Source organism: Cyclobacterium lianum, assembly GCF_900143075.1.
Taxonomy (GTDB): domain Bacteria; phylum Bacteroidota; class Bacteroidia; order Cytophagales; family Cyclobacteriaceae; genus Cyclobacterium; species Cyclobacterium lianum.
In genome coordinates, this window is sequence record NZ_FRCY01000001.1 from 529081 (window position 1) to 552783 (window position 23703).

Sequence of the window (23703 nt, forward strand, 5' to 3'; positions counted from 1 at the left end):
TCTTAGAATTAATGTTACCCTAATATTAATTTTCCGAATATAATTTTAAAATTTGATAATTTCCTTTCTTCTCCGGGTATAGATTTTTAAGTCAATTTTGTGCCATCAATTAATCTGACTTATTAATCTACTACTCATTATGAAGAAATTTCTCAGGAGTTTAACGACTTTTGCATTTGCAGCAGGCCTGCTTATGGCTTGTGGAGAAGAGGAGCAGCCCATTGGATCCGTATCGATCTCAGGTGTTCCACCTACCGCTGTTATAGAAGCAGGGGAAACAGTAGGGCCGGTATCAGTGAGCATCAGTGCCAGCGATGGACTGGCTTCTGTCGTGGTAAGAAAGGACGGTGCCACCATAGAAACCCTGAATTTTGATGGTGAAACCTCGGCCAGCCATGAGTTTTCCTACACCTCTACCGAAGAAGATGCCAATAGCAACCTGGTTTTTGAATTTGTCGCTACCGATAGTAATGGCAATACGCAGACGGCCACCCATGTACTTACAGTAGGTGAAATAGCGACAACCATCAGAATAGAGGAAAACATAGAAGCAGATGCTGTCTGGGAAACCGGCAAGGCCTATATCCTGGGGGGCAGAATCACAGTCACCAATGGCGCCACGCTGACCATAGAGCCGGGTGTAATTGTCAAGGGTGAAGCAGGGTCCGGTCCCAATGCCACAGCTTTGGTTATTGCCAGAGGGGCCAGGATCAATGCTGCCGGAGAAGCCGATCAACCCATTATTTTTACCTCCGTAGCCGATGAGATTGAGCCCGGTATGGTTGCCAGTCCAAATCTGGATCCCGATATTGAGGGCCTTTGGGGTGGGCTGATCGTATTGGGACGTGCGCCATCTTCCTTTGCCGGAGATGTGTCTGAGGTGCAAATTGAAGGCATTCCCCCATCAGATACCAATGGCCTTTACGGAGGAGATGATCCGGAAGACGATTCCGGGGTATTGCGGTACATTTCCATTCGCCACGGTGGATCAAACATCGGTGAAGGTAATGAGATCAATGGCCTTACTCTTGGAGGAGTAGGATCTGCTACAGTAGTGGAAAACATAGAGGTTGTTGCCAACCAGGACGATGGGATCGAGTGGTTTGGAGGAACTGTAAGCGTGACAAATGCCATCATCTGGAATTCCGGCGACGATGCTTTGGATACCGATCAGGCATGGGCAGGTACCATGGATAACTTTATCCTGCTTTGCGGACCGAATACAGATCATGCCATGGAGGTAGACGGCCCTGAGGGTTCTTTTAATGCCGCACATACCCTTACTAACGGCACTGTAGTGGGGAATGATGTTGCTGAGCTGGGAGATTTTCGTGATGGTGCCAGAGGTACTTTCAAAAACATCTATTTCTTCGGATTTTCCGATCCTGCCGAAACCGAAGGTAGGGGTGATCTCTCTCTCAGTGGCGATCTGAGCCTTGCCAATTTTGAGAATGGTATCCTGAATTTCGAAAACCTGGAAGCTACCCTGGCAGAGGGAGTGACGCTTGAGACCGTATTCCGAAACGGCACCCACGAGCATGCCAGCCAGGTAGCCCTTGGAGAAAACACGGTAGGTGCTGACAAATCAGCATTTGCAGGCTGGTCCTGGGCTGCCGAAGCAGGGCAATTAGACGAATTGTAATCACTGAAAACCATATCATTTTTTAAAGGGATGCGCTTGTGCATCCCTTTTCTCGATTTTTTTATCCTTACATCGCTGTATATACTAAAATTAGAAAAATGAAAAAAATAATCTTTGCTTGGCTTTGCATGGGAATGATGTTCCTGTCTGCAAATGTGTCAGCCCAGAATGGAACCATCAGAGGGACCATCTATGACGGAGGTACCGGGGAGCCCTTATTTGGTGTGGCAGTTTCTGTCGTTGGCGGGCAGACGGGTGCGGTTACCGATTTTGACGGGGACTTCGAAATTTCTATTGCCCCGGGTACCTACGATTTACAGGCTTCTTTTATCTCTTTCAATCCCCTTAATCTGAAGGAGATTGTGGTACGCTCGGGAGAAGTCACCGTTTTGGACAACCTGAAGATGGAAGAGTACACCTCTGACCTGGAGACGGTAACCATTACAGCCGAAGCGATCCGAACTACGGAAGCAGCACTAATGACCGTAAAAAGAAACGCACCACAGCTCGTGGATGGTATTTCTGCTTCTGCCTTCCGACAGATTGGGGACGGCGATGCCGCTTCTGCCATAAAGCGAGTTACGGGGGTCTCCATAGAGGGGGGTAAATATGTCTACATTAGGGGATTGGGCGACAGGTATACCAAGACCGTGCTGAATGGAATGGATATTCCTGGGCTGGATCCAGACAGAAATACGATTCAGATGGATATTTTTCCCACCAATATCATTGACAATATCATTGTATCCAAATCCTTTACCAGTAACCTGCCGGCGGATTTTACGGGAGGCGTGGTGGATATAGAAACCAAAGATTTTCCGGAGGAAAAAACCATTCGGATCTCTCTGGGTGCCGGGTACAATCCTGCCATGCATTTCAACTCCGACTTTCTTACTGCCAGTGGCAGCAAAACCGATTTTTTGGGCTTCGACAATGGTTTCCGGGATATCCCCACAAGTGGAGTAAGCGATATCCCCCAATTTGGTGAGGTCATCGGGAATCCTTCCGGAGAAAGAGGTCAGCAATACCAAAGTATTTTAAGAGGGTTTAACCCGGAATTTGAAGGAAGTAAGAACAGGAACCTGGGAAACTTTAGCCTGGGCTTTTCGCTCGGAAATCAGCTTTCTGTCGGAGAGAACAAGTTGGGTTACAACCTGGCCCTTACCTACAAAAACACTTCGGAATATTACCGGAATGCAGCATACAATCTGCATGCAAAACCCAGAGAGAGTGGAGAAACGGCCCTGGAACCCCTGGAACAATCCACAGGAAACTTTGGCCTGAGCAATGTACTGTTGGGAGGGCTTGCAGGCTTGGCTTACAAAACAGATTTTTCTAAATACAAGCTCAACCTGATCCGGCTTCAAAATGGAGAGTCGAAAGTGGGTGTCTTTGATTTTGTCAATACCAATCTGGGGGCTGTTTTTGAAGCAGACCAGTACAATATTGAATACAGTCAGCGGTCTTTGACCAATCTGATGCTCAGTGGAGCGCATTTTCTCTCTGGAGGTGATTGGGAAGTGAACTGGAAGGTATCACCTACATTGTCTACCATAGACGATCCGGATGTACGGGTGCTGAGATTTCGTCGTCCAAACAATACCATTTCCTCCGAGGTAGGTTTGCCGCAGCGCATTTGGAGATCTTTGGAAGAACAAAATCTGGTAGGGAAACTGGACCTGACAAGGAACCACAGCCTGTTTGGAAAGACTGCCAGGTTGCGGTTTGGGTCCGCCTTCACCCACAAGCAGCGGGAGTTTCTTATTCAGGATTTCCAGTTTTCCACCGGGAATACCACCTTCACGGGCGATCCCAACGAAGTGATGAAAGAAGAAAACCTTTTCTCGGAAAATAACAGGAATGGAGTCCGCTACAATCCGCTATTTATTCCCAATAATCCCAATAGCTTTGACGCGAACCTGAACAACTTAGGTCTGTATGTTCATAGCGAATTTTCGCCATTCGACAACCTGAAAGCGATCGTTGGCCTCCGGGCTGAGAAATACGAGCAATACTATACCGGCTCCAATCAGACCCGTACCATCGTGTTTGACAACGAAAAAGTATTGGACGACCTGGACTTGTTTCCTACCATCAACCTGATCGGCAGCCTTAAGGAAACTCAGAATATTCGTCTATCCTTCTCCAGGACCATCGCCAGGCCTTCATTTAAAGAAATGTCCTTTGCAGAAATTCTGGACCCCATAACGGGCAGGACTTTTATCGGTGCGCTCTTTCCGGAAACTACCAACGGTGGCACGGAGGTCCTCTGGAATGGACAACTTGAAGCCACCAGGATCAATAATTTTGATCTGCGATGGGAGCAATTCCTTCCTGCTGGTCAGCTATTTTCAGTGAGTGCCTTTTACAAGACTTTCGACAAGCCCATCGAAATGGTGCAGTTTTTATCCGATCCGGGAGCGTTTCAGCCCAGGAACGTAGGCAATGGTACCGTCGCGGGACTGGAACTGGAGGCCAGAAAGTCCCTTGCTTTTCTCTATCCTCAATTTGAAAACCTCTTTTTTACCTTTAACGGAACCGTTACCTCATCGCGCATACAGATGTCAGCTTCTGAATTACGTTCGCGCAGGCTGACAGCCAGGGAAGGGCAGGTAATCTCTTCGACCAGGGATATGGCAGGACAGGCCCCCTATATCATCAATTCCGGGCTGTCCTACAACGATTTTGTCTCCGGGGTCGAGGCAGGCATTTTTTACAATGTCCAGGGATCTACCCTCAATTACATTGGTTTTGGAAACCGGACCGATACCTATACCGTACCGTTCCATGCCCTGAATGTTAGTATAAACAAATCCTTCGGGGCAGAGGAAGAAATTCAGGCGGGCCTGAATATTCAGAACCTGCTGAATCAGTCCCGGCAGGAGGTGTTCAGGTCATACGGAGCACAGGATCAGATTTTTTCGAGTCTGAATCCAGGTACCCTGGTCAACCTGAATTTTTCGTACTCCTTTTAGAATAGGGGCATTACCTTAAAAAATAACCCTTCAATTTGAAGGGATATTTTTTTGCTTGTATGTTAATAAATTGTTAACTTGATTTAATGATTTAATAACATCGGCCAATGCATATCCGTGTTTTTACCATTATCTGTTTTTTGCTGGCTGTAATGGCGGGAAAAGCCTCAGCCCTGACCTCCTATGGCACCCCTTCTGAAGCTAAACCCAGGACTGGAAAGGTGTTTTTGGATAGCTGGAGAGCAGAAAGTGAAAGGTTTGCAGATTTGCAGGTACTTCTTGAAAAGGATTTTCTCAGGTTTGGCAAGAGTGAGAAAATGGTAAAGAATATTTTTTACCGGGCTCATCAAAAACTTTTTCGTCAATATCAGCAGTTTACCCTGGATCGGGATGTTCTGGAAAAGGGGCTATACGATTGTGTCAGCGGCTCTTTGATTCTGGCAACCCTTCTGGATCACTTTGGATTTGTCTATGAGGTAAAAGAAACGTCCTACCATGTATTTCTGGAGGTATGGCTGAACGATAAGTCGCTGCTACTGGAAGTCACCGACCCTCGGGCTGGTTTTATTGCCGACGCAGCGCAAAAGAGCTTGTATCTGAGTGATTTTTCCCGGCTTGCAGACAATTTATGGGAAGGTGAAGAATTTGGTCCTTCGTTTGCCTCGCCGGATATTTACCAGACCATAGATCTCCAGAATCTTCTGGGCCTGCAGTATTTCAACCAGGCCATCCGCTACTTCAATGAAGGCAATCCCCTGGCCGCCTATCAGTTTTCCATTACGGCCCTGAAGTACCATGATACCGAAAGGATCCGGGACTTCAGCTTATTTTTAAAGCAGGAACTGGTATTGGCCGCCAATTAACCCTAGGTAGATTCTAAGTTTCCCAGGATTTTCAAAAAAAAATATTTTGATCTCTTTTCAAGGAAAATTTGGACAGAATGAATTATCGGTCACGGGTATTACCGGTGAGTTTTTTCTGCCCATTTCAATGAAACCAATTGAGCTTAAACCGAGTCATTCAGCAAATCCCCCTTATTAAGGGAGTAGGGGTTTTTTCATGTGTTTTCATTATTCAAGATCGAAATAGACTGTCCACATTCATTCAGACTGCCGCGGGTGCGTGAGATGTTCTCGATAGGTTGAATTATTCAAAAACTGCACCCCACCCATGATGGTTTTTTTTAAATACCTGTAAATCAATGTATTGAAAAACATATATCTTCATCCCAATTTCTGCGTTTAAGAAAAGTTAATTCTCGCAGTAACGATGAGACCCGTCATTGCGAGCTCTGCGAAGCAATCTGAACCGGAGCGATACCGTCAGGAAATCGAAGAATGGCAATTAGGTACACCTGTCGTGTACACATCGATTCAGACTGCCAGGGGTGCCTGGGGTGTTGTCAATAGGTTTTATTATTCAAAACGGCACTCAGCCTGGGCTTGTCTTCAGAAGAGCTACTATTCTGGGTGCAGATTGCATCTTCCACACTTTTATCAGGAATAAAGGTATCTGCGGAATTTGTAATGCCGGTACCCATTAGAAATACGTAATGAACCGTTTCCGGACACGGATACAATTCGCCATAGGACAAGTTTTGCTGTTTAATGGGCCGAAAATATTTAGGTGTAGTTTCAACCTACACCCTTTCCCGCCCGGCCTTAAAATGGCAAAAAATAAAAAAATCCGTGAAAATCTGTGCGAGTCTGTGGTTAAAAAAAGGTGCACCACAGATTACTCAGATTAACACAGATAAAAAACTGGAAAATGGATCAATCCTGACAGCTAAAAAATCCGCGAAAATCTGTGCGAATCCGTGGTGAAAAAGCTTCACAAATAAAGCACAAACTCCGTCTCCCCCTAAAAATACAATACATGCTTAAAAAAAGATTGTTTTTAATTTTTTTACATTTTTTTTAAAAAAACAGTTGCAACGAATAGTTTTTTTTGCATCTTGTCTTCTGTAAAACAGTTGGTTAAATTAAGCCTAAAAAATTATGGAAAGATTATTTAAAAATTCCAGAAAATTATTGGCTTCTCTTGGAGTGGTGGCTTTTTTGATGGTAGCCGGCTGGCAATTTGGTTCCGCTTATACAATCGAAATTGCGGACAAAGAAGAAATCGAGGCCTTTGCTAGTTCAGGAACACCCTGGGGAGGACCTACACATGAGGTTACGTTCCAGTCTCTATCCCTAAAAACGATAAATTGCAAGGATAATTCTGGATGTCAGTAATTGAATGTGAGATTTTTAAACCCAAAAATTTCTTTCATCTTTGGGTGTTTATTTGTTTTAAGTCATTTACAATGGAAATCAGGCATCTCTTGTTTTTATGCGGCCTATGTGCTTTTTTATCAGCTTGTTCTGATAAAAAAGAGAAGGTATTTGGAGAAAATGAAAGAACCATTTCGATTTCTTCCTTTGACATTAAGCAGACGGATTATTTCCCAGAAGAATTTATCCGGGAAGTGAAATACATTCCCATCAAGCGGGATTTCGATAAGGATTATTTTACGTTTATTGATAAGATCAAATACCGAAACGGTAAGGTTTATATCCTGGATAAATCAAAAAAAATCCTAAGTATGTTTGATGAAAGCGGCCAATTCTTACAAAATATCGGAAGGCAGGGAACAGGTCCCGGGGAATTTATGAATCTTTCGGATTTTGATCTGACGAATAATGGTCAGGTATACCTGCTGGATGGGTTCAGGGACAAAGACCGCCTGTTTGTTTATGATGCAGATCATGATCTTGAGGGATCGAAAGAGTTGACCTTTGAAGCGGATGTGGTTAAAGTTACTGAGGATGGATCACTTGTATTTGGCCTTTCCTCCTGGAATTTTGGCGATTTTAAAGGCAAGAAAATTCTCAGGACGGATAACCAACTGACAGACAAATTCGCAATGCTTGACTTTGATGAAGGCTTAAATGAAACCATTTGGATGGATTATCAATTTGGAAGCAATGGGTCTGAGATCTACTACAACAAGCCCATAGATAATCGAGTCCATGTTTTTGATCAGAAAGGAGATTTAAATCAGGTGTTAAAATTCGACTTTGGCTTGCTGAATGTTCCGGATCAACTCAAGCAAAACCTCGAAGAAAATTTCGAGGAAATCAAGAACTTTAGATACATGCGAAATTTCCTGGTTGGTTTTGACAAGGGGTATCTGGGAAGCCTATATGATCAGGGAGGCTATCGGATTTTTTTGATGGATACACTTGAAAACGAGCTTTACTTAGGAGCCAAAACCGATTACTATGGGTTTTTGGGTCAATTTGTGGGCTTTGATGATGGCTATGCCTTGTCCTATCTTGATCCGGAATACATTGGCGAAGAGACGATGAAGGATTTACCCGAATGGGTAAAAGACCACCTGAAGGGAGACGAGTTTGTCATCCGTCTTGTTAAATTTTAGCGGGCACTGAATCCAGGATGGCACATTTCCCTCTACTGGGTGAAGTATGCCACTTCACCCTGCTATCTTCGGAATATCCACAAACGATTTAGACCCGCCAAAAAGCCATTTGAAATGGCTAAACGTACACCTTTCCGGGAATGATTTTTTAAACGGTCAGTCCTCAGGACCCGGCATTGCAAATGCCTTGCTGGCGTAAATTAAATTATAAAAGTGATGTAGATGCAATCTACACCCAGTCGAAGGATCAATCCTGACAGCTAAAAAATCCGCGAAAATCTGTGCGAATCTGTGGTAAAAAACTTCGAAAATAATCACAAAATCCGTCTCCCCCTAAAAATACAATACATGCTAAAAAAAAGATTGATTTTAAATTTTTTATATTTTTTTAAAAAAAATAGTGGCAACGAATAGTTTTTTTTGCATCTTGTCTTCTGTAAAACAGTTAGTTAGATTAAACCTAAAAAATTATGGAGAGATAATTTAAAAATTCCAGAAAATTATTGGCTTCTCTTGGAGTGGTGGCTTTTTTGATGGTAGCCGGCTGGCAGTTTGGGCTCGGTGGTTCTAAGGCGGTGTTTTCGGAAACGGAGAAGGCCTTGGAAAATGCTGTTTACCTCTTGGCTTTTCCTCAGAAATACCTAGAAAAATCCGGACTTTTATACTAACCAAAAAAATTAAATTTTAATAATCTATTCCTTTTGTAACAATGAAAATTCTGTGTTTGAAAAGTGCGATACTATTTATTTTGATTGGATGCAGTGCTAAAGAGGACATGGAGATCATTATAAACAAGAATTTTTATGAGATCGAATCCTTTCCTGAAAATAGTGAATTGAAGTTCACAAAACTAATTGATTATAATGTGGGAATGCCCTATAAATTATATGAAGTGGATTCAGGATTATATATTTTTGATATTGACGCAAGGGATGATAGGGTATTTCACTTCTATTCGTTTCCTTTAGATAGCTTTACAGCCAGTTACATTGGAAAGGGCAGTGGCCCTTATGAAACATTTTCTCCAAAATCGTCCGGAATTGTAGATAAGACCTTATGGGTCCAGGATTTTACCATGCATAAGGTAATAGAAAATGACTTGACAAATTTAGATGCAAAAGAATCGCAAAAAGAAACCAAATTAGTCGACTATTTTAGCGTTCTTGAAATTTTTAATGAAAATGAAATCTTCGCTAACGGATTAATGGGTTCTCAAAAAAAATTCCAAAAATTAAACCGTCATACCGGAGAGATATTAGGCGAGTTTGGCGATTTTGAAAAGGTACCTGAGATTATTAAGGGTGATGTATTTAAATATTTCTTCCAAGCTTTTTTTGCTTTAAAGCCTGACAGAAAGCAAATGGTGTCGGCCTACAGGTGGAATGAGGCAATTGAAATTTTTAATTTGGAGACTTCCGAAAGCTTTTTGATTAGGGGACCTGGGAATATAAATAATGAATTTGCGTTGAAGAAAGATGAATTTGGAGTAATGAAGTTCGGAAGAGGTGGTGAAATTCAACATTGTAATGTTGATGTAGCAGCAACAGATCAGTATATTTTTGTACTTTTTTCCGGGAATTACGACAATGTTATCGACCCCTTTTTATCTGACATAGTTCACGTGTATAGTTGGGACGGATCTCCAATAGCAAAATTGGAGCTCGATAGAAAGGTCATGTCTTTTTCAATATCCCCCGATAGCAAAACGCTATATTCCTTTGATATGGATGCAGGCGAGATAATATATATAACACTAGATCTGCCAGAATAAGTTGATGCAAGGCTTGGTCAAAATAATTGGATTCCTCTTAATCGCTAAGATGATTTTATTGAGAAAATTCGCAACTATGACCGTTGATCGGGTTTTTATCGATACAAATGCTTTCGATGAGTTATTTGCTGACGGGCCTGTCGCAGGGGACATTAGCCCTTATAGCTTTATCTCTCCTCGTTAATGATATCCTGGATTTTAATTTTAAATTCAGGAATAACCTCGACCACAACAGCCCAAATGGCCCATAGATCCACACCGAGGTAATCATGGATTAATTTATCTCTCATTCCAGCAATCTTTTTCCATTCGATATCAGGATATTTTCTTCTTAGTCCAGAGGAAAGATTTTTTGTTGCCTCTCCAATTATTTCAAAGTTTCGAATAACCGCATCCTGGATGACTGATTGGCTCAAAAATTCATCCAGGGAAATGTTGTCTGTGTATTTTTGAATTTTAACAATACAATCGTGGATGTGGTAAAGGTAAACTACATTATCCTTCATCAGGAAATATTTGCTGTAAGTCGCTTTCAATTCGAGGGACCAATCGTGGGGAAATGGCTTTAGTGGTGATAAGGTCCACCTTAAGATTCAACAATTCAGATAATTGCATTTCAGCTCCGATAATATCCAGCAGATTTACTGTATTCTGGAATTCTACCAGAATATCCAAATCACTATTTTCCTTATTCTCATTTCGGGCGAAGGAGCCAAAAATGCCGATCATTTTAGGGGTAAAAGGTTGCAAAACCTCAATAATGATATTTTTTTGATCTTTGGTAATCATTTTTTTTACAATGTACAAAAATGTACGCAGATTGATTAAAATGGTTTTTACAGGTACAGGATTCCTTTCAGGTTTCCCGCAAAATCCTGAACTTCCCTTTTAAAACTTTCACAGAGGGAATTTATTTTATAGAAAAGGATTAGTTTATCCATATTTCCAAATTAGGGAATAATTCTGATCATCTGTTTTAGCATCTACAAGCTTCCACTTGGCATATCCTCGTACATCTATTATTGTAAACATATAGATCTTTTGGTTTTTTGATTCACCATCCGAAAATCCAATCTTGCGGATATTCGTACGGGCTTTGCGGTATTTTTCAGGGACCTGCTGCTTCGTGAGCTGGAGATAGAGACCGCACCGATAAATGGGAATCCTTACGCAGCCTATATGCGCAAGAAGCACGAAAAATGGCAAGCTTTCCGGGCCGGGGCTGTTAAGCGGGATTGGGAGCAAATGCAAGAGGCTGTGCAGTGGCATTTTTGGCATGAACCACTTTTCTGGTCTTCTCCATAGGAGGAGGCCTTTCTCAGAAGGGCCGAACTGATAAAGGAAGTCCTACTGAAAAGAAAGCACCATCCCATGAAGGATCAGGCTTCCTGGTGGCAGTTTCTAAATCGTGAGTACGAAGCGGACGAGTAACAGTCAGTAAGAAAAAAGGTGCACCACAGATTACGCGGATTGAGACAGATTAAAGATAAGAAACTGGGTGAAGTATACCATTTCACCTTGGTATCGCATTCGTAACTAAAAAGGAGCCACCCAAAAGCCATTTAAAATGGCTAATCGTGCAGGTTTTATATAACCATTTTTACGATCTAACTTAAAGAAATGGCCTTATAAATACCTAAGGTTTCGTATTCCATGGTATATTAGGGATGTAGTTACACCCAAGCATGACTCAATTAATCCTGCAGCACTTCACAGCGGTCGTATTGAGGATCGATATCAATAAATACCTCTTCCTTGGCCAGTACAAACCAATTGGACAAGATATCTTCTTCTTTCTTTCTGCGCGCTGCGGCCTTTAATTTTTCATAATCATCTGAAAGATTGGCGCGGTGGGCCGGAAAGCGTTCTTTATAGTACAGGATGCGCACGCCGGGCTCTGACCGGCCCGTTCTGGGGTCTTGATCTTCATACCTTATCGGTTGGGTAATCTGACCTATTTCCATGCTGTCCAGGGTAAAATAGAGTACCGGGTCTTCCAGCGTTCTCAAGGTCAGCCGATTGGATCCTGTTCCCGGGTCTGTAAAAAAGCCACCATTGTCGGATGTCTCCCGATCATCAGAATATTCCTTCGCTGCTTTCGCAAAAGTGATTTTATCCTCTACAATTTGCTGGCGAAGGCTGTCCAGATACCTTTCCGCTTTTTTGATATCATTTTCTGACGGGCTGGGTATGATCAGTATGTGTCTGCTATTAAAGGTATTTCCGCGGGTTTCGAGCAACTGGATCATGTGAAACCCAAACATGGTTTCTACCGGATCGCTGATTTCTCCCTGCTTCAGACTGTAGGCGGTGGCTTCATATTGCGGTGCCAGCTCACCTCTTCTGAAAAATCCCAGATCACCACCCTGAACCTTTGAGCCGGGATCCATGGAGTATTGCCGGGCCATGGTCGCAAAGTCCGACTCTCCGGAAAGGATCTTTTCTTTGATAGACAACAATTGTTCTACAACCTTGTCCTTTTCCTCCTGACTTACCTCTGGTTTTTTGACAATTTGGGCCACAGAGACCTCCGCAGAGAAAAAGGGCAGCGAATCATTGGGTATGGAGCCAAAAAATTTACGAACATCGTTGGGAGATACTTCCAGTTCTTCCGTAATTACACCACGCATTTTCTGTACCACCATCTGCTCCTTGACGGCATCCTGTATCTCACTTTTGAGTTGGTCTGCCGTTTTTCCATAGGCTTCGATCAGGGTTTCCTCATCTCCTCCAAATTGCTGCAAGACCATATTGAAACGCTGGTCTGTCTGGATGATCACTTCCGCTTCCGACACAACTACAGAATCGATTTCAGATTTGGCCATCATTAGCTTATTGATCAGCAGTGATTCAAATATCTGGCAGCGACTGGGTGCTTCCATTCCCTGCTGCGCCTGCGAGACGGCTTCCAGATAGGCTTTCTGCAGATCTGACTCCAGAATAATATAATTGTCCACCTTGGCAATAATTTTGTCCAGGACCTGCCCACTGGGTTTTTCTTCAGCCGTCTCCGCACTACTGCTGGCTGCCGGGCTGTCCGTATCCTGCGCCAGGCTGATTTGCTGACCATACAGGCCGAGGATGATCAAAAAGAGGCTTACCTTTCTTGCCCAGTTATTCATATATGGTAAATTCATTGTTTTCAAGTGCATTGTTGTATATGTCTCTTTTTAATTTTTCTGCTATCTCTACTCTACGTTTGTTAACGATTATTTTAGAGATTTCGTCTCTGACAAATTCCAGTGGCGGTACCTGGTCTCTTAACCGATATTCGAGAATCTTGAAATAATAGGAATAGGTTTCGTCGTCCACACTGATCAGCTTTTCATTTCTGAGCAATTGCACATGGTTGTTGTTTTGAGACAGAGGGGTATTGATGATGATATCATCGAATTTTATCCAGGTCGAATCCTCAATAAAATAGTTATTGGCATAACGAATGGCGAACTCTTTTAGTTCTTCCTTCTGGTCGTCCTGATTACCGGCCAATAAGCGTTCCAATTGCCTTTTCTGGGGGAGTGATTTTTCCAGTTTGATGAAATTGGTACGCACGATGATTTCCTTTAAGGCAAAATTTTCTTTGTTGGTCTCATAATAAGCCTGAATTTCAGCCGGTGTTACCTCCCGGTCCAGACTTTGCTCTACGAAGTTTTTTTCATATTCGTAGGCGATCAGCGCATAGCGGTAATCCAGGAGTTTACGGTTAATTTCCGCTTCATTCAGGGTCAGGTTTTTAGACGCCTCCCGGATCACTAGCTGCTTTTTGATCCAGCTTTGAATGTACCGGTTGACCAGTTCAGCAGAATCCAGCGTGGTAGCCATTTCCTTGCTGATATGATCGATGTCTGCAAGATAAAGATTGGCGGTACCCACACTTGCCACAAGGGGATTGTCCGGATCTTCTTCCTCTGACTTGATACTGAACAGGTCACAGGAAGCCAGGAACAGCAGACTACTGAATACGAGCAGTACCTTACTTTTCAAGGGAGCGATAAATTTTTTCTTTTTCATCCTCATTGATTTGGATGGTATACTTTTTATGTAAGCGTTGAAGCAGGTTTTCTTCGAGGTATTGCTGATAATCCTGAATTACCCGCCCCCGGATCTCCTCAAATTTCTTCGGTGCGGCAGGTATTTTTTCTCCCGACAATACCAGCACCATTTCCCCATTTTCATGTAGCTGGTGAAATTTTTGGCTCAGGTCCAATGAAGCCAGCAGCTTATTTTCTGAAATCTCAAATTCCTTTTGCTCCAAGGTAAACAACAAGGGGTCATCCAGAAGAAATTTTTCCTTCAGCAGGGAGTCCAGTTTTGAATGATATTTTTGTTCTGCGAGCCAGTTGCCGACATCTGAGAGGTCCTTATCTGCCCTTGCTTTCACCAGCACTGCAGGTATGCGATCGCCCCAGAGGTAGTTTTGCCGGTTTTCCAGGAAATATTTTTGTTGGCCGGTACTGTCGTCCACTGCTTTCTGCCATACTTCACGGTTCATCAATTCGAATAGCAGCATTCCGTTGCGGTATTCATTGATTAGCTGCCGGTAATCGGTATTGGTCGCATAGAGGTATTCTTCTTCCCAGGAGGCCAGTAAATTTTTCAGATAGGGCTGAAATAGCTCGTCAAACGAAACATGCACGGTAGCGGTAGTGTCGCTGAGCGCCACCTTTACCTGGTTAATGAAATTGCCGAGTGTGGCTGTGTGCCGGTTTGACTGTACCAAATCTGTATTGCTATGCCCGACTTCAGCAAGTTTGTCCAGAAGATCTGCATAGGGCTTTCCTCTCAGGGAGCTAAAGATATCATCGAGATCGCTGAGCAGGGAATCATTGACTTCCACTTGCAGCAGCTTTTTCTGCAGGTCCATTATCTTGTCCTGAAGCATGCCTGATTTGCTTCCCCGGCTTATTCTGGCCTGTATTGTCGGCTTAAGCTCTTCGAAGGGCGGTACGGGCCGCTTACCTTCCAGCCGGATGATGTGGTATCCATACCTGGTTTTCACTGGCGCCGTAAAATCTCCGATTTGCTGAAGGTCAAAAGCAGCCCGTTCAAACTCGGGAACAATAGCACCCGGGCCAAACCAGGGGATTATTCCCTGGTTGGATTTACTGCCCGGATCTTCAGAGTAAGCGGATACCAGATCTGGCCACTGGGCTGGATCTGCCTGCAGGGTTTGGTACAGTTCTGCGATTTTTTTCTGTGCTGCCGCTTCACTTTCGGGATTTTCCGCCGGGCTGCGTATCAGTAAATGGGAAACCCGGATTTGCCCCGGATTTGTCTTTCGGTCTTCCAGCCGGATCACATGGTATCCGAAATCGGATAAGACCGGCTCGGAAATTTCTCCTTCATTTAGTGCAAAAGCAGCTTCTTCAAAGGGCAAAACCATCTGGAGTGCCGTAAAATAGCCGAGGCTGCCCTGATTGTCCTTCACGGAGGGGTCTTCGGAGTAGTCTAATGCCAGCTTGCTGAAATCTGCGCCACTTTCAGCCTCTGATTTTAACTTTTTTGCCATCCGGTAGACAGCCATGGAATCCTCTTTGCTGGCATTCGGGGGAAATTGCAGCAAAATATGGCTGGCCTTTACCATTTCGTTCATCCGTTCATATACCCTTTGCATCTCTCCATCTTCCAACTTGTTTTCCTGCAGGTATGGCTTGATGATATCTGCCTTGAAGGAGGCAAACTCGCTGCGAAACTCCTCAGATTGGTCCAGGCCCAGGTCAATTGCGTATTTCACCTTTAGCTTGTAATTAACGAAAAGCTCAAAATTTTCTTCAAAAGCTGCTCTGCTAAGGGCGGAATCAGCCCTTTGCCGGTTTTTGTTGAAGATGTATAAAAATTCTTCCTGGTCTGAGGTAGTCTCGTCTATCTTCAGAAGAAAGTCAGCAGGAGCTGGCTTTTCCATGCCTTGATCAGTAACCTGAACCGCACTTGCAGATAAAATTCCCAGAAAAAGGAAATATATATGCTTCAAACTCATAGGACAAGGGATACAAATTAGCCTGCAATGTTACGAATTTTACCCCACAATTCGGGGAGATGCGCAGGATAAGTAAGGGGATTTAACATTTATTTGGATTTCAGCTTTTTGATCAGCCGGCAGGTATTGAAGGAGGGGTCAGTTTCAAATTCGATTTTATCCATGATTTTGCGGACCAATAGCAGGCCGAGTCCTCCTTTTCGCTTTTCCCTGACCACTGCATCGATTTCCGGAGATTTGTATTCTATGATATTAAATGCTTTGCCGGAATCCCTGATCTCAAAGACAATGGTATCCTTGCCGACCAGTACTTCCAGTTCTATGTGATTTAGGGGATTGCAGTCGTGTGAGTGAATGATCAGATTGGCACAGACCTCCTCCACTGCCAATATCAATTGGTTTTGGGTGATATCATTGAGTCCGCTTGCCGACAAAATACCGGATAAAAAATTCCTCAGTTCTGCCAATCGGCTTTTTTCACAATATAGCTTCAATTCATGCTTCATAAAGCGCTCTTTCGGCTTCTTCTTTTGTACTTTTGATGCTGATGAGTTGGTCGAGGCCAAGAATATGGAACACATTCAAAATCTTTTCATTTAATCCGAAGATGACAAAGGTTACCTGCTTTTCATTAAAATCCTCCAGATAGGACATGAATACCCCCAGGCCTGCAGAAGAAATGTACTCCAGACGATTGCCATCTACGAGTATTTTGCTGGCGTTTTCTGCAATTGCCTCCTGAATCACTTCGTCCAGCTCCACTGAATTACTGGCATCCACTTCTCCGTTCAATGTAATGACCAGATGATCTCGCTCGGGCGCTTTATTGATTGATAACATATCCGATTATACGCTTTATTTCCCTTTAAGTTTATGCTTTAAATTTGATGACCAGCAAGGAATAATCGTCGTCTGGCAGGGTCTCCTTGCCGACGAAGGTATACACCTCCTGGATAATGCGTTCCCGTATCTCCTGTGCCGGTAACCCCTGCAGCGAATCCAGTAAATCTCTCAGGTTGCCATAGCCAAATTCTTCGCCCTTGTTATTTTTAGCCTCTACAACGCCGTCTGTATACATGACCATAATGTCGCCGGGATGATAGTGCAATGTGCCCTCTTCCAGGTATTGTTCATAGGTATCGTTTCTTACAATTCCCAGGCCCATACCCTTGATATCCAGAAACCTGGAAGACTGCTCTTTGTGGTTATAATACAGCGTGGGACAATGGCCTGCCCGGGCAAAATGGATGAGTTTTTCCCCGGTATTGACCGTGTAATACGTAGTGGTGATAAAATTGTTTTTTTCCAGACACCGGCTCAGGGCACTGTTGGCTTTGGCCAGAAATTCCCTGGGACTGAAATTTAGTTGCACCAGGCTGTGAAATACCCCCTTCATCTGAGACATGTTGAACGCAGCGGAAGTACCCTTACCGGATACGTCTCCAATGATCAGCGCAAAATTGTCTTTGTCAAAACGGAATGTTTCATAATAATCACCACCTACTTCATCGGCTGCTGCGGAGAAGCCATCGATTTCAAAACAATTGTTGTGGTGCAAGGCAGATGGCAACAGGCTTCTTTGTACGCGCTGGGCAATTTCAAGCTCCTCCCGGTACCGTTCATTGGCAATGGCCTCATTGAGCAGGCGGTAATTTTCTATCGAGATAGAGGTTTGACCTACGAAAGTGGATATAATGTTGATCATCTCCCGATTAAATCCGTCCTTCACCTCTTTGAGCAAAAACATGACTCCCAGAAGCCTTTTGTTTGCCCGCACCGGTATGATCAGCACAGATTGGTATATTTCGTGGGCGATCTTTCCATACAGGTATTCAATTTTGACATCAGCAGGGTTTTTGAGGTAATCTGAATAAGGTTCCGTCCTTCTCAGCAGGTCCATGATCTCCTGCCGCTCACCATTGCTGATAAATTTTTGATAGGGTATGGCACCGGTTTTTTCTTCTTCATGCTGACCTGGATATAATTCCAGCCAGGCGGCATCCACATAAGCGGCGCTCATGCAACTGTCCATCAAAATATCCAGAACCTGGTCCTCATTTTCACCGGGCTGGATGGACTGACTCAATTTTTGGAAGCTGATGGCCTCCGTCAGCTTCTGCTCAAAGACGGAAGAAGTGGGTAGATTAAACAAGGTGACCAGAAAGCTGAATACGGCGTAAATCAGCACAAAGGCAAAAAGTCCGAGCAGAAACAGGTTTTCGCTGAGGTTCACAAAATGGACATTTTTCTGCGTGTAGGATACCAACTGAATCAACAGGTATATGGTAGAGGCTACAATGATGGCGAGAAACAATATGGATTTCCATTTTTCTTTAAAAGTCAGGTAGGGGATCCATTTTAAATTTACCGACAATATGATGCCGTATATGATCAGGAAAATCAGACCAAACATAAAGCCATAGTTGAAGCTTTCCTGATTGATCAGCACGAAAAACATGCTGATCAGCAAAATGACCTCATAAGCCTGCCATTGTTGGACTACAGCTTTGTTTTTCTGATATAAGATGAGATGCTTCCAGAGCAGGGCCGTAGAGATTAGAAAGATGGCGGTCAGCGCAAAATTTACATGATAGAAAAAATTTCTCAGCAAGGGATCGTCAGATAGCCGGGTGTCCTCCAGGATGTAGTAGAAGTAAATGATCAGAAACGAGGTGCCGGTGGCAATCAATCCGGTAGAAGCTGCCCTCCAGATCAGGTTGAGAAAATTGTTGTTTTCCTTTTTGTTGATGGAGTTATTAAAAAATAAATACAGCAGGATAAAGAAGATGATCTCCAGGATCCAGGTGATTTCTCTTTTTACCACCCCCTCCATCTCGTTGATTTCGCCAAAAATTCTTACCAGATCCACTAGCAGCAGGCAAAACCATGAAAGTATGGTCAGCAGCACGTAAATTTTGCCTCGTGGTATGTTGGGTGGTTTTACCATAGAAAATCTTACAATAATAAAAATAGAATGGCAGAATTCATTGACCCAGCCAAAAAAGAATAGTGAAGCTGCCGGAAGCAGGAAAGCTGAAAATGGCCGAAAACGAAAAAATTAACGGATTTATCAATTTTTACTCCGGGAATGAATCAATTTTTTTAATTTCGGTTCGGAAAATTTGATTGAGTCAGCATGCTAATGAAATTAAAACTTATTTTATTGTTGATTACCGGTCTGGGCATGATGCTGCAAGGCAGATGCCAGTCAGACATTTACCTGAGGGTAAATCAGCTGGGTTATCTGCCACAGGATCATAAAGAGGCCTTGCTTTTTAGCCATTCGGCTGTTCGGGAACCTGTATTACTTATCCGGTCTGCAGACAATAGGCCAGTCCTGGAGCTAAAGCCAGAAAGGGAAAAAGCGGAAAATTGGGGTACCTTTCCTTTTTATTATACACTGAATTTCAGTGCTTTTACAGCGTCGGGCGAATACTTTCTTCGGACCAAAAAATCCGGGCATCGGTCTTCTTCTTTTCAAATCGGAGCGGCGGCGTATGGCCGGCATCAGGAAACACTGCTAACTTTCATGCGTCAGCAACGCTGCGGATACAATCCTACCCTGGACATGGTCTGCCATGAAAAAGATGGCAGGAGTTTTTATGGCAGCCTGCCAGACAGCACTTATGTGGATCTGAGTGGAGGCTGGCACGATGCAGGAGACCAGCTCAAGTATCTGATCACGGGCAGCTACGCTACAGCACACATGTTGATGACTTTTGAACTGTATCCTGAAAAGTTTGCTGATGAATACAATGCCCTCGGGCAGCCCAAAAGCAACGGTATACCGGACATATTGGATGAAGCAAAATGGGGCCTTGACTGGATACATAAAATGCATGCTGCTCCCGATATGCTTTTCCATCAGGTAGCCGACGACCGGGATCACAGAGGATTTAAAATCCCCAACAAGGACAATTCAGATTATGGATGGGGAGAAAACAGCTACCGGGCAGCCTATCTGGCTACCGGCGAGCCACAGGGTCTGGGCGAGTTTAAAAGTCAGGCCACAGGTCTGGCCAACCTGGCCGGGCGAAGTGCTGCGGCAATGGCCCTGGCTTCCCGGATATGGCAATCGCATTTGGGGGATGCTGTGTATGCAGCCAAATGCAGAAGAGCTGCGATTTCGCTCTACAAGCTGGGCCGGGAGCACGAAGGATACCAGCAGGGTAATTCCTATGGCGCACCCTACCGCTACAATGAAGATACCTGGGCAGACGATATGGAGTGGGGAGCGGCCGAGCTATATGCGCTGACAGGAGAGAAAGCTTACCTGGAGCAGGCCAAAGCCTATGCCCTGCAGAGCAGCAATGCTGATTCCTGGACCACCAAAGATACTGCAGCGCATTACCAACGCTATCCGTTCATCAATCTGGGGCATTTTGCACTGCACCGGCACGTGGATGAAGAATTCAAGAGCATACTTGAGGGATTTTATAAAGCGGGAATAGACTATACCCGGCGCAGGGCCGAAAGGAATCCCTTTCATATAGGGGTGCCATTTATCTGGTGCTCTAATAACCTGCTTACGAGTTTGATCGCTCAGATGATACTGTACGAAAAGATGAGTGGTGACCAACAATACCAGCAGTTTCTAGCAAGGCAGCGAGACTGGCTTTTTGGTAGAAACCCCTGGGGTACCTCCATGTTTACCGGATTGCCGGAGGGTGGAGAGGTACCGGAGGATATTCATACCAGTGTATATGTATTACTGGGACTTGATGTACCCGGAGGACTGGTGGACGGTCCCATTTACCGGAGCATACACGATAATTTGCTGGGGCTCACTTTAAATGATCCGGATGAGTTTGCCCATTTACAAAACGATCATGTGGTATATCAGGACGATGTGGGAGACTACAGTACCAATGAGCCCACCATGGACGGTACGGCTGGAGCTTTGCTGATGATGGCGCATTTCGGAATGGAAGCGGAGCAGAGTCCCATACCAGAGCTGGCAGATGGACCAGGGCCCTTTGCGCCTGCCTCATCAAACAGATCGAATCGCATTTCGGATAAAAGCGAGCAGCAGGTGGATTTCCTTCCAGGAGAAAGGTAACACTGCCTGGGAGTGGGCAAGCGCATCACGGAGTTTCCCGATTTTCCTGACCATATTGTCGTATTCTTCCCGATTGCCGTCCGGAAGGAATCTTTTGAACCCCTGTTTCTTAGAAAAAATGCTGCCCAGATCGGCCAGTTGAAGACATTGGATGAGGTCGATTTCTTCATTTCTGGCCGATTTCAATGCAAAAAGTTTCTGAGCATCCTGCATGCGACGGGCTGACAAACTTTGTTGCCAGTCTGGTATATCCGTTTTCACCAAATCCCTGAGATAGGTCTCCCATACGCTGATAAAACCCATCATGGCCAGCCTCATGGGGATCTTGTCCAGATCACTTTGGGTGACGATATGGCTGATCTGCTGACCCTCTTTCAGGAAAAATCTTCTCTGCTCCACCAATTTGTCAAAGGCCTCCAGCAATGGAGTGCTGGCAGACATGATATCCGCATCGGTCAAGGGAGCGGGTCCTTCACAACCTTTATAGTATTTGAGCAATCCACCGGGAGTATCAATGACCGCTGTCTGGAAATTTCTTTTTACCATTTCTTCTCTGTATGAACAGACAGAAAACAACAGGACTTTTTCTCCAATGCTGATCACCGGAATAAAGCTGTCAAATAGCCGAAACAGGATCTGGTGTTTGTTTTGATTCATAAGATTCGTACCAGGAGGGTATATTCTTTTTCATTCAAGGGCAAGGGAGCAGGCCTTTCTGTGAAATTACCAGTAATTGGCGACAATTAAAACCCCGGAATACTGACAAAATCTGGTATGATCAGGTTGCGCATGGCAGAGGGACTCGGGTATGGTTTACGGCCCGGAACAATTATATTTGTGCCCGGAAGAAAAAATTGTCATCATGTTTCAGGAAAATCAGCCAAAAATTGATTCAGAGGTTCTCTCACTGGCGCAAATTTTATGGGATTACCACCAGCTTAACCACAGCCTTCAGCCTGCAGGTGCCATCCTGGTGCTGGGCAGCCATGATACCCGGGTGGCAGTACGGGGAGCCGAATTGTGGCTGGAAGGCCTGGCAGAGTACCTGATTTTTTCCGGAGGTTTGGGCAATTTCACTCAAGGAGTTTGGGACGAAGCAGAGGCGGATAAATTCGCCGCAATTGCGCTGGAACTTGGTGTTCCCGAAAACGCCATCTTGATTGAAAATAAATCTACCAATACCGGTGAGAACATACGTTTTACGCAGAAGCTACTGTCCAGAGAAGGGCTGGATATCGATCAGTTTATCATCGTCCAGAAGCCGTATATGGAAAGGAGGTCCTATGCTACCTTCAAGCAGCACTGGCCGGATAAAATGGTATACGTGACCAGTCCCCGCATTTCATTGGAGGCTTATCCCAATGCGGAGATCCCCATGGCCGTAGTAATCCAGTCCATGGTGGGAGATTTGCAGCGGATCAGGGAATACCCCAAAAGAGGCTTTCAGATACATCAGGATATACCCGATGAGGTATGGAGGGCATTTGAGCAATTGGTGGCTTTGGGTTTTGATCAACACCTCATTTCCTGAACTTAGTTTCCAACTGCTTCCTTGTATACCTTCAGCGCCCTCTCACGGGCAGTTTTGTGGTCTACCATGGGTTTGGGGTAGTCCTCAGTACCGAATTCAGGGACCCATCTCTTTACATATTTTTTCTCCTTGTCGAATTTTTCCAGTTGAGATTCCGGATTAAAGATCCGGAAATAGGGTTGCGCATCTGTTCCGGTGCCAGCGGCCCATTGCCAACCTCCATTGTTGGAGGAGAGTTCATAATCCAGAAGTTTTTTGGCAAAGTATGCTTCCCCCCAGCGCCAGTCTATCAGCAGGTGCTTGGTCAGAAAGCTTGCCGTCACCATGCGTACCCTGTTGTGCATGTAGCCGGTCTGGTTGAGCTCTCTCATACCGGCATCTACCAGGGGAAAACCGGTTTTTCCCTCACACCAACGGTCAAATTCTTTTTCATTATTTTGCCAGGGAATCCGGTCATACTGTGTCTTGAAGGCTTTATCCACGACCGGAGGATTGTGGTAGAGGATCATCATGTAGAATTCCCTCCAGATCAGTTCGTTCAGGTAGGTATCATTGAGCTGGGCGGCTTCAAGGGCAAGCTTTCGGATACTGATGGTTCCAAACCGCAGGTGAATCCCCAACCTGCTTGTTCCCTCCAGGTAAGGAAAATTTCGGGTTTTGTCGTATTTCCTGATCAGGGGTTTGTTGATATCCATAGGAGGGATTTCGATATCGCTTTCCTGAAATCCAATGTCTTTGAGAGTGGGTAGGGGCAATGGTTTGGTCTGTAAGAAGCCGGTTTTGCGGCCATCGAGCCTTACGGTTTCGATTTTTGATGCTTTAAATTTCTTCAGCCATACCTTGCTATAGGGCGTAAACACTTTATAAAAATCTCCCTTTTCTGTGGTGATTTCGTCTTTTTCATAGATCACCTGGTCTTTGAAATCGAAGAAGTCGATTTTTTTCTCCTTTAACAATCCCTCTACCTCCTGGTCCCTTGCCCGGGCGTAGGGCTCATAATCCCGGTTGGTATACACATTTTTTACTTCATACTCACTGAGAAGAGATTTAAAAACCTCAGGAGGCTTGCCATGCCTCACCAGTATCGAGCTGTCGTATTTCTGTAGGGATTGGTGGAGGTGGCGGATTTGTTCGTGGATAAACTGGACACGGGCATCTGTTTTATCCTCAAGTTTATCCAGGATCTCACGATCAAAAATAAAAAGGGGGAGTACATTTTCTTCATTTTCGAAGGCATAGTACAAACCCATATTGTCTTCCAGGCGGAGGTCTCTTCTGAACCAAAAAAGGGTTATTTTTTCCATGAGGTATAAATAGTCTTGGGCAG

At 44.4% G+C, this 23703-nt stretch carries 18 protein-coding genes; 8 read left to right on the top strand and 10 right to left on the bottom strand.

Going from position 1 to position 23703, the window contains the following annotated elements:
- Window positions 1–139 precede the first annotated feature (139 nt).
- From BUB19_RS02090 to BUB19_RS02120, 6 genes are all read left to right on the top strand, one after another.
- Window positions 140–1642 (top strand): hypothetical protein, encoded by a 1503-nt coding sequence (locus BUB19_RS02090; RefSeq protein WP_073091004.1) that lies wholly within the window; start codon window positions 140–142, stop codon window positions 1640–1642.
- Window positions 1643–1740: 98 nt separating this feature from the next.
- Window positions 1741–4617: a TonB-dependent receptor gene (locus BUB19_RS02095; RefSeq protein ID WP_073091011.1), complete on the top strand. Its 2877-nt coding sequence runs from the start codon at window positions 1741–1743 to the stop codon at window positions 4615–4617.
- A gap of 107 nt (window positions 4618–4724) precedes the next feature.
- On the top strand, window positions 4725–5480 hold the full coding sequence (locus tag BUB19_RS02100; protein WP_073091017.1) for a hypothetical protein: 756 nt from the start codon (window positions 4725–4727) through the stop codon (window positions 5478–5480).
- Between the two features lie 1134 nt (window positions 5481–6614).
- A complete protein-coding gene (locus BUB19_RS02110; protein ID WP_073091030.1) occupies window positions 6615–6851 on the top strand; it encodes a hypothetical protein in 237 nt (78 codons plus the stop codon).
- A gap of 71 nt (window positions 6852–6922) precedes the next feature.
- Window positions 6923–8038, top strand: a complete 1116-nt coding sequence (locus BUB19_RS02115) for a 6-bladed beta-propeller (RefSeq protein WP_178371422.1) — start codon at window positions 6923–6925, stop codon at window positions 8036–8038.
- A gap of 724 nt (window positions 8039–8762) precedes the next feature.
- The gene (locus BUB19_RS02120) at window positions 8763–9809 is read left to right on the top strand and encodes a BF3164 family lipoprotein (protein ID WP_178371423.1); all 1047 of its coding nucleotides are present in this window, start codon (window positions 8763–8765) and stop codon (window positions 9807–9809) included.
- A gap of 167 nt (window positions 9810–9976) precedes the next feature.
- Here BUB19_RS02120 and BUB19_RS02125 read toward each other — a convergent pair whose 3' ends face one another.
- From BUB19_RS02125 to BUB19_RS02165, 8 genes are all read right to left on the bottom strand, one after another.
- On the bottom strand, window positions 9977–10315 hold the full coding sequence (locus tag BUB19_RS02125) for a HepT-like ribonuclease domain-containing protein (RefSeq protein WP_073091049.1): 339 nt from the start codon (window positions 10313–10315) through the stop codon (window positions 9977–9979).
- A complete protein-coding gene (locus BUB19_RS02130; protein ID WP_143155885.1) occupies window positions 10305–10598 on the bottom strand; it encodes a nucleotidyltransferase family protein in 294 nt (97 codons plus the stop codon). Before BUB19_RS02130 ends, BUB19_RS02125 begins: the two co-directional genes overlap by 11 nt.
- Window positions 10599–11503: 905 nt before the next feature.
- A complete protein-coding gene (locus BUB19_RS02140) occupies window positions 11504–12946 on the bottom strand; it encodes a peptidylprolyl isomerase (protein ID WP_073091070.1) in 1443 nt (480 codons plus the stop codon).
- The gene (locus BUB19_RS02145) at window positions 12924–13820 is read right to left on the bottom strand and encodes a peptidyl-prolyl cis-trans isomerase (RefSeq protein ID WP_073091077.1); all 897 of its coding nucleotides are present in this window, start codon (window positions 13818–13820) and stop codon (window positions 12924–12926) included. The genes BUB19_RS02140 and BUB19_RS02145 overlap by 23 nt, the downstream gene beginning before the upstream one ends.
- The gene (locus BUB19_RS02150; protein ID WP_073091084.1) at window positions 13783–15786 is read right to left on the bottom strand and encodes a peptidylprolyl isomerase; all 2004 of its coding nucleotides are present in this window, start codon (window positions 15784–15786) and stop codon (window positions 13783–13785) included. The genes BUB19_RS02145 and BUB19_RS02150 overlap by 38 nt, the downstream gene beginning before the upstream one ends.
- Before the next feature lie 89 nt (window positions 15787–15875).
- Window positions 15876–16292, bottom strand: a complete 417-nt coding sequence (locus tag BUB19_RS02155) for an ATP-binding protein (RefSeq protein WP_073091089.1) — start codon at window positions 16290–16292, stop codon at window positions 15876–15878.
- Complete coding sequence (locus BUB19_RS02160; RefSeq protein WP_073091094.1) at window positions 16282–16626, bottom strand: STAS domain-containing protein; 345 nt, start codon at window positions 16624–16626, stop codon at window positions 16282–16284. Before BUB19_RS02160 ends, BUB19_RS02155 begins: the two co-directional genes overlap by 11 nt.
- A 31-nt stretch (window positions 16627–16657) precedes the next feature.
- Window positions 16658–18733, bottom strand: a complete 2076-nt coding sequence (locus BUB19_RS02165) for a GAF domain-containing SpoIIE family protein phosphatase (RefSeq protein WP_073091097.1) — start codon at window positions 18731–18733, stop codon at window positions 16658–16660.
- Between the two features lie 189 nt (window positions 18734–18922).
- Here BUB19_RS02165 and BUB19_RS02170 point away from each other — a divergent pair, with 189 nt between their 5' ends.
- Window positions 18923–20845: a glycoside hydrolase family 9 protein gene (locus tag BUB19_RS02170; RefSeq protein ID WP_394333869.1), complete on the top strand. Its 1923-nt coding sequence runs from the start codon at window positions 18923–18925 to the stop codon at window positions 20843–20845.
- Here the strand turns inward: BUB19_RS02170 and BUB19_RS02175 are convergent.
- The gene (locus tag BUB19_RS02175; RefSeq protein WP_073091101.1) at window positions 20777–21502 is read right to left on the bottom strand and encodes a hypothetical protein; all 726 of its coding nucleotides are present in this window, start codon (window positions 21500–21502) and stop codon (window positions 20777–20779) included. The genes BUB19_RS02170 and BUB19_RS02175 overlap by 69 nt on opposite strands.
- Before the next feature lie 205 nt (window positions 21503–21707).
- Between BUB19_RS02175 and BUB19_RS02180 the strand changes: the two genes are divergently transcribed.
- Window positions 21708–22376, top strand: coding sequence for a YdcF family protein (locus tag BUB19_RS02180; RefSeq protein ID WP_073091104.1), 669 nt, complete (start codon window positions 21708–21710; stop codon window positions 22374–22376).
- 2 nt (window positions 22377–22378) lie between these two features.
- Here BUB19_RS02180 and BUB19_RS02185 read toward each other — a convergent pair whose 3' ends face one another.
- On the bottom strand, window positions 22379–23680 hold the full coding sequence (locus BUB19_RS02185) for a cryptochrome/photolyase family protein (protein WP_073091111.1): 1302 nt from the start codon (window positions 23678–23680) through the stop codon (window positions 22379–22381).
- Window positions 23681–23703: the final 23 nt, after the last annotated feature.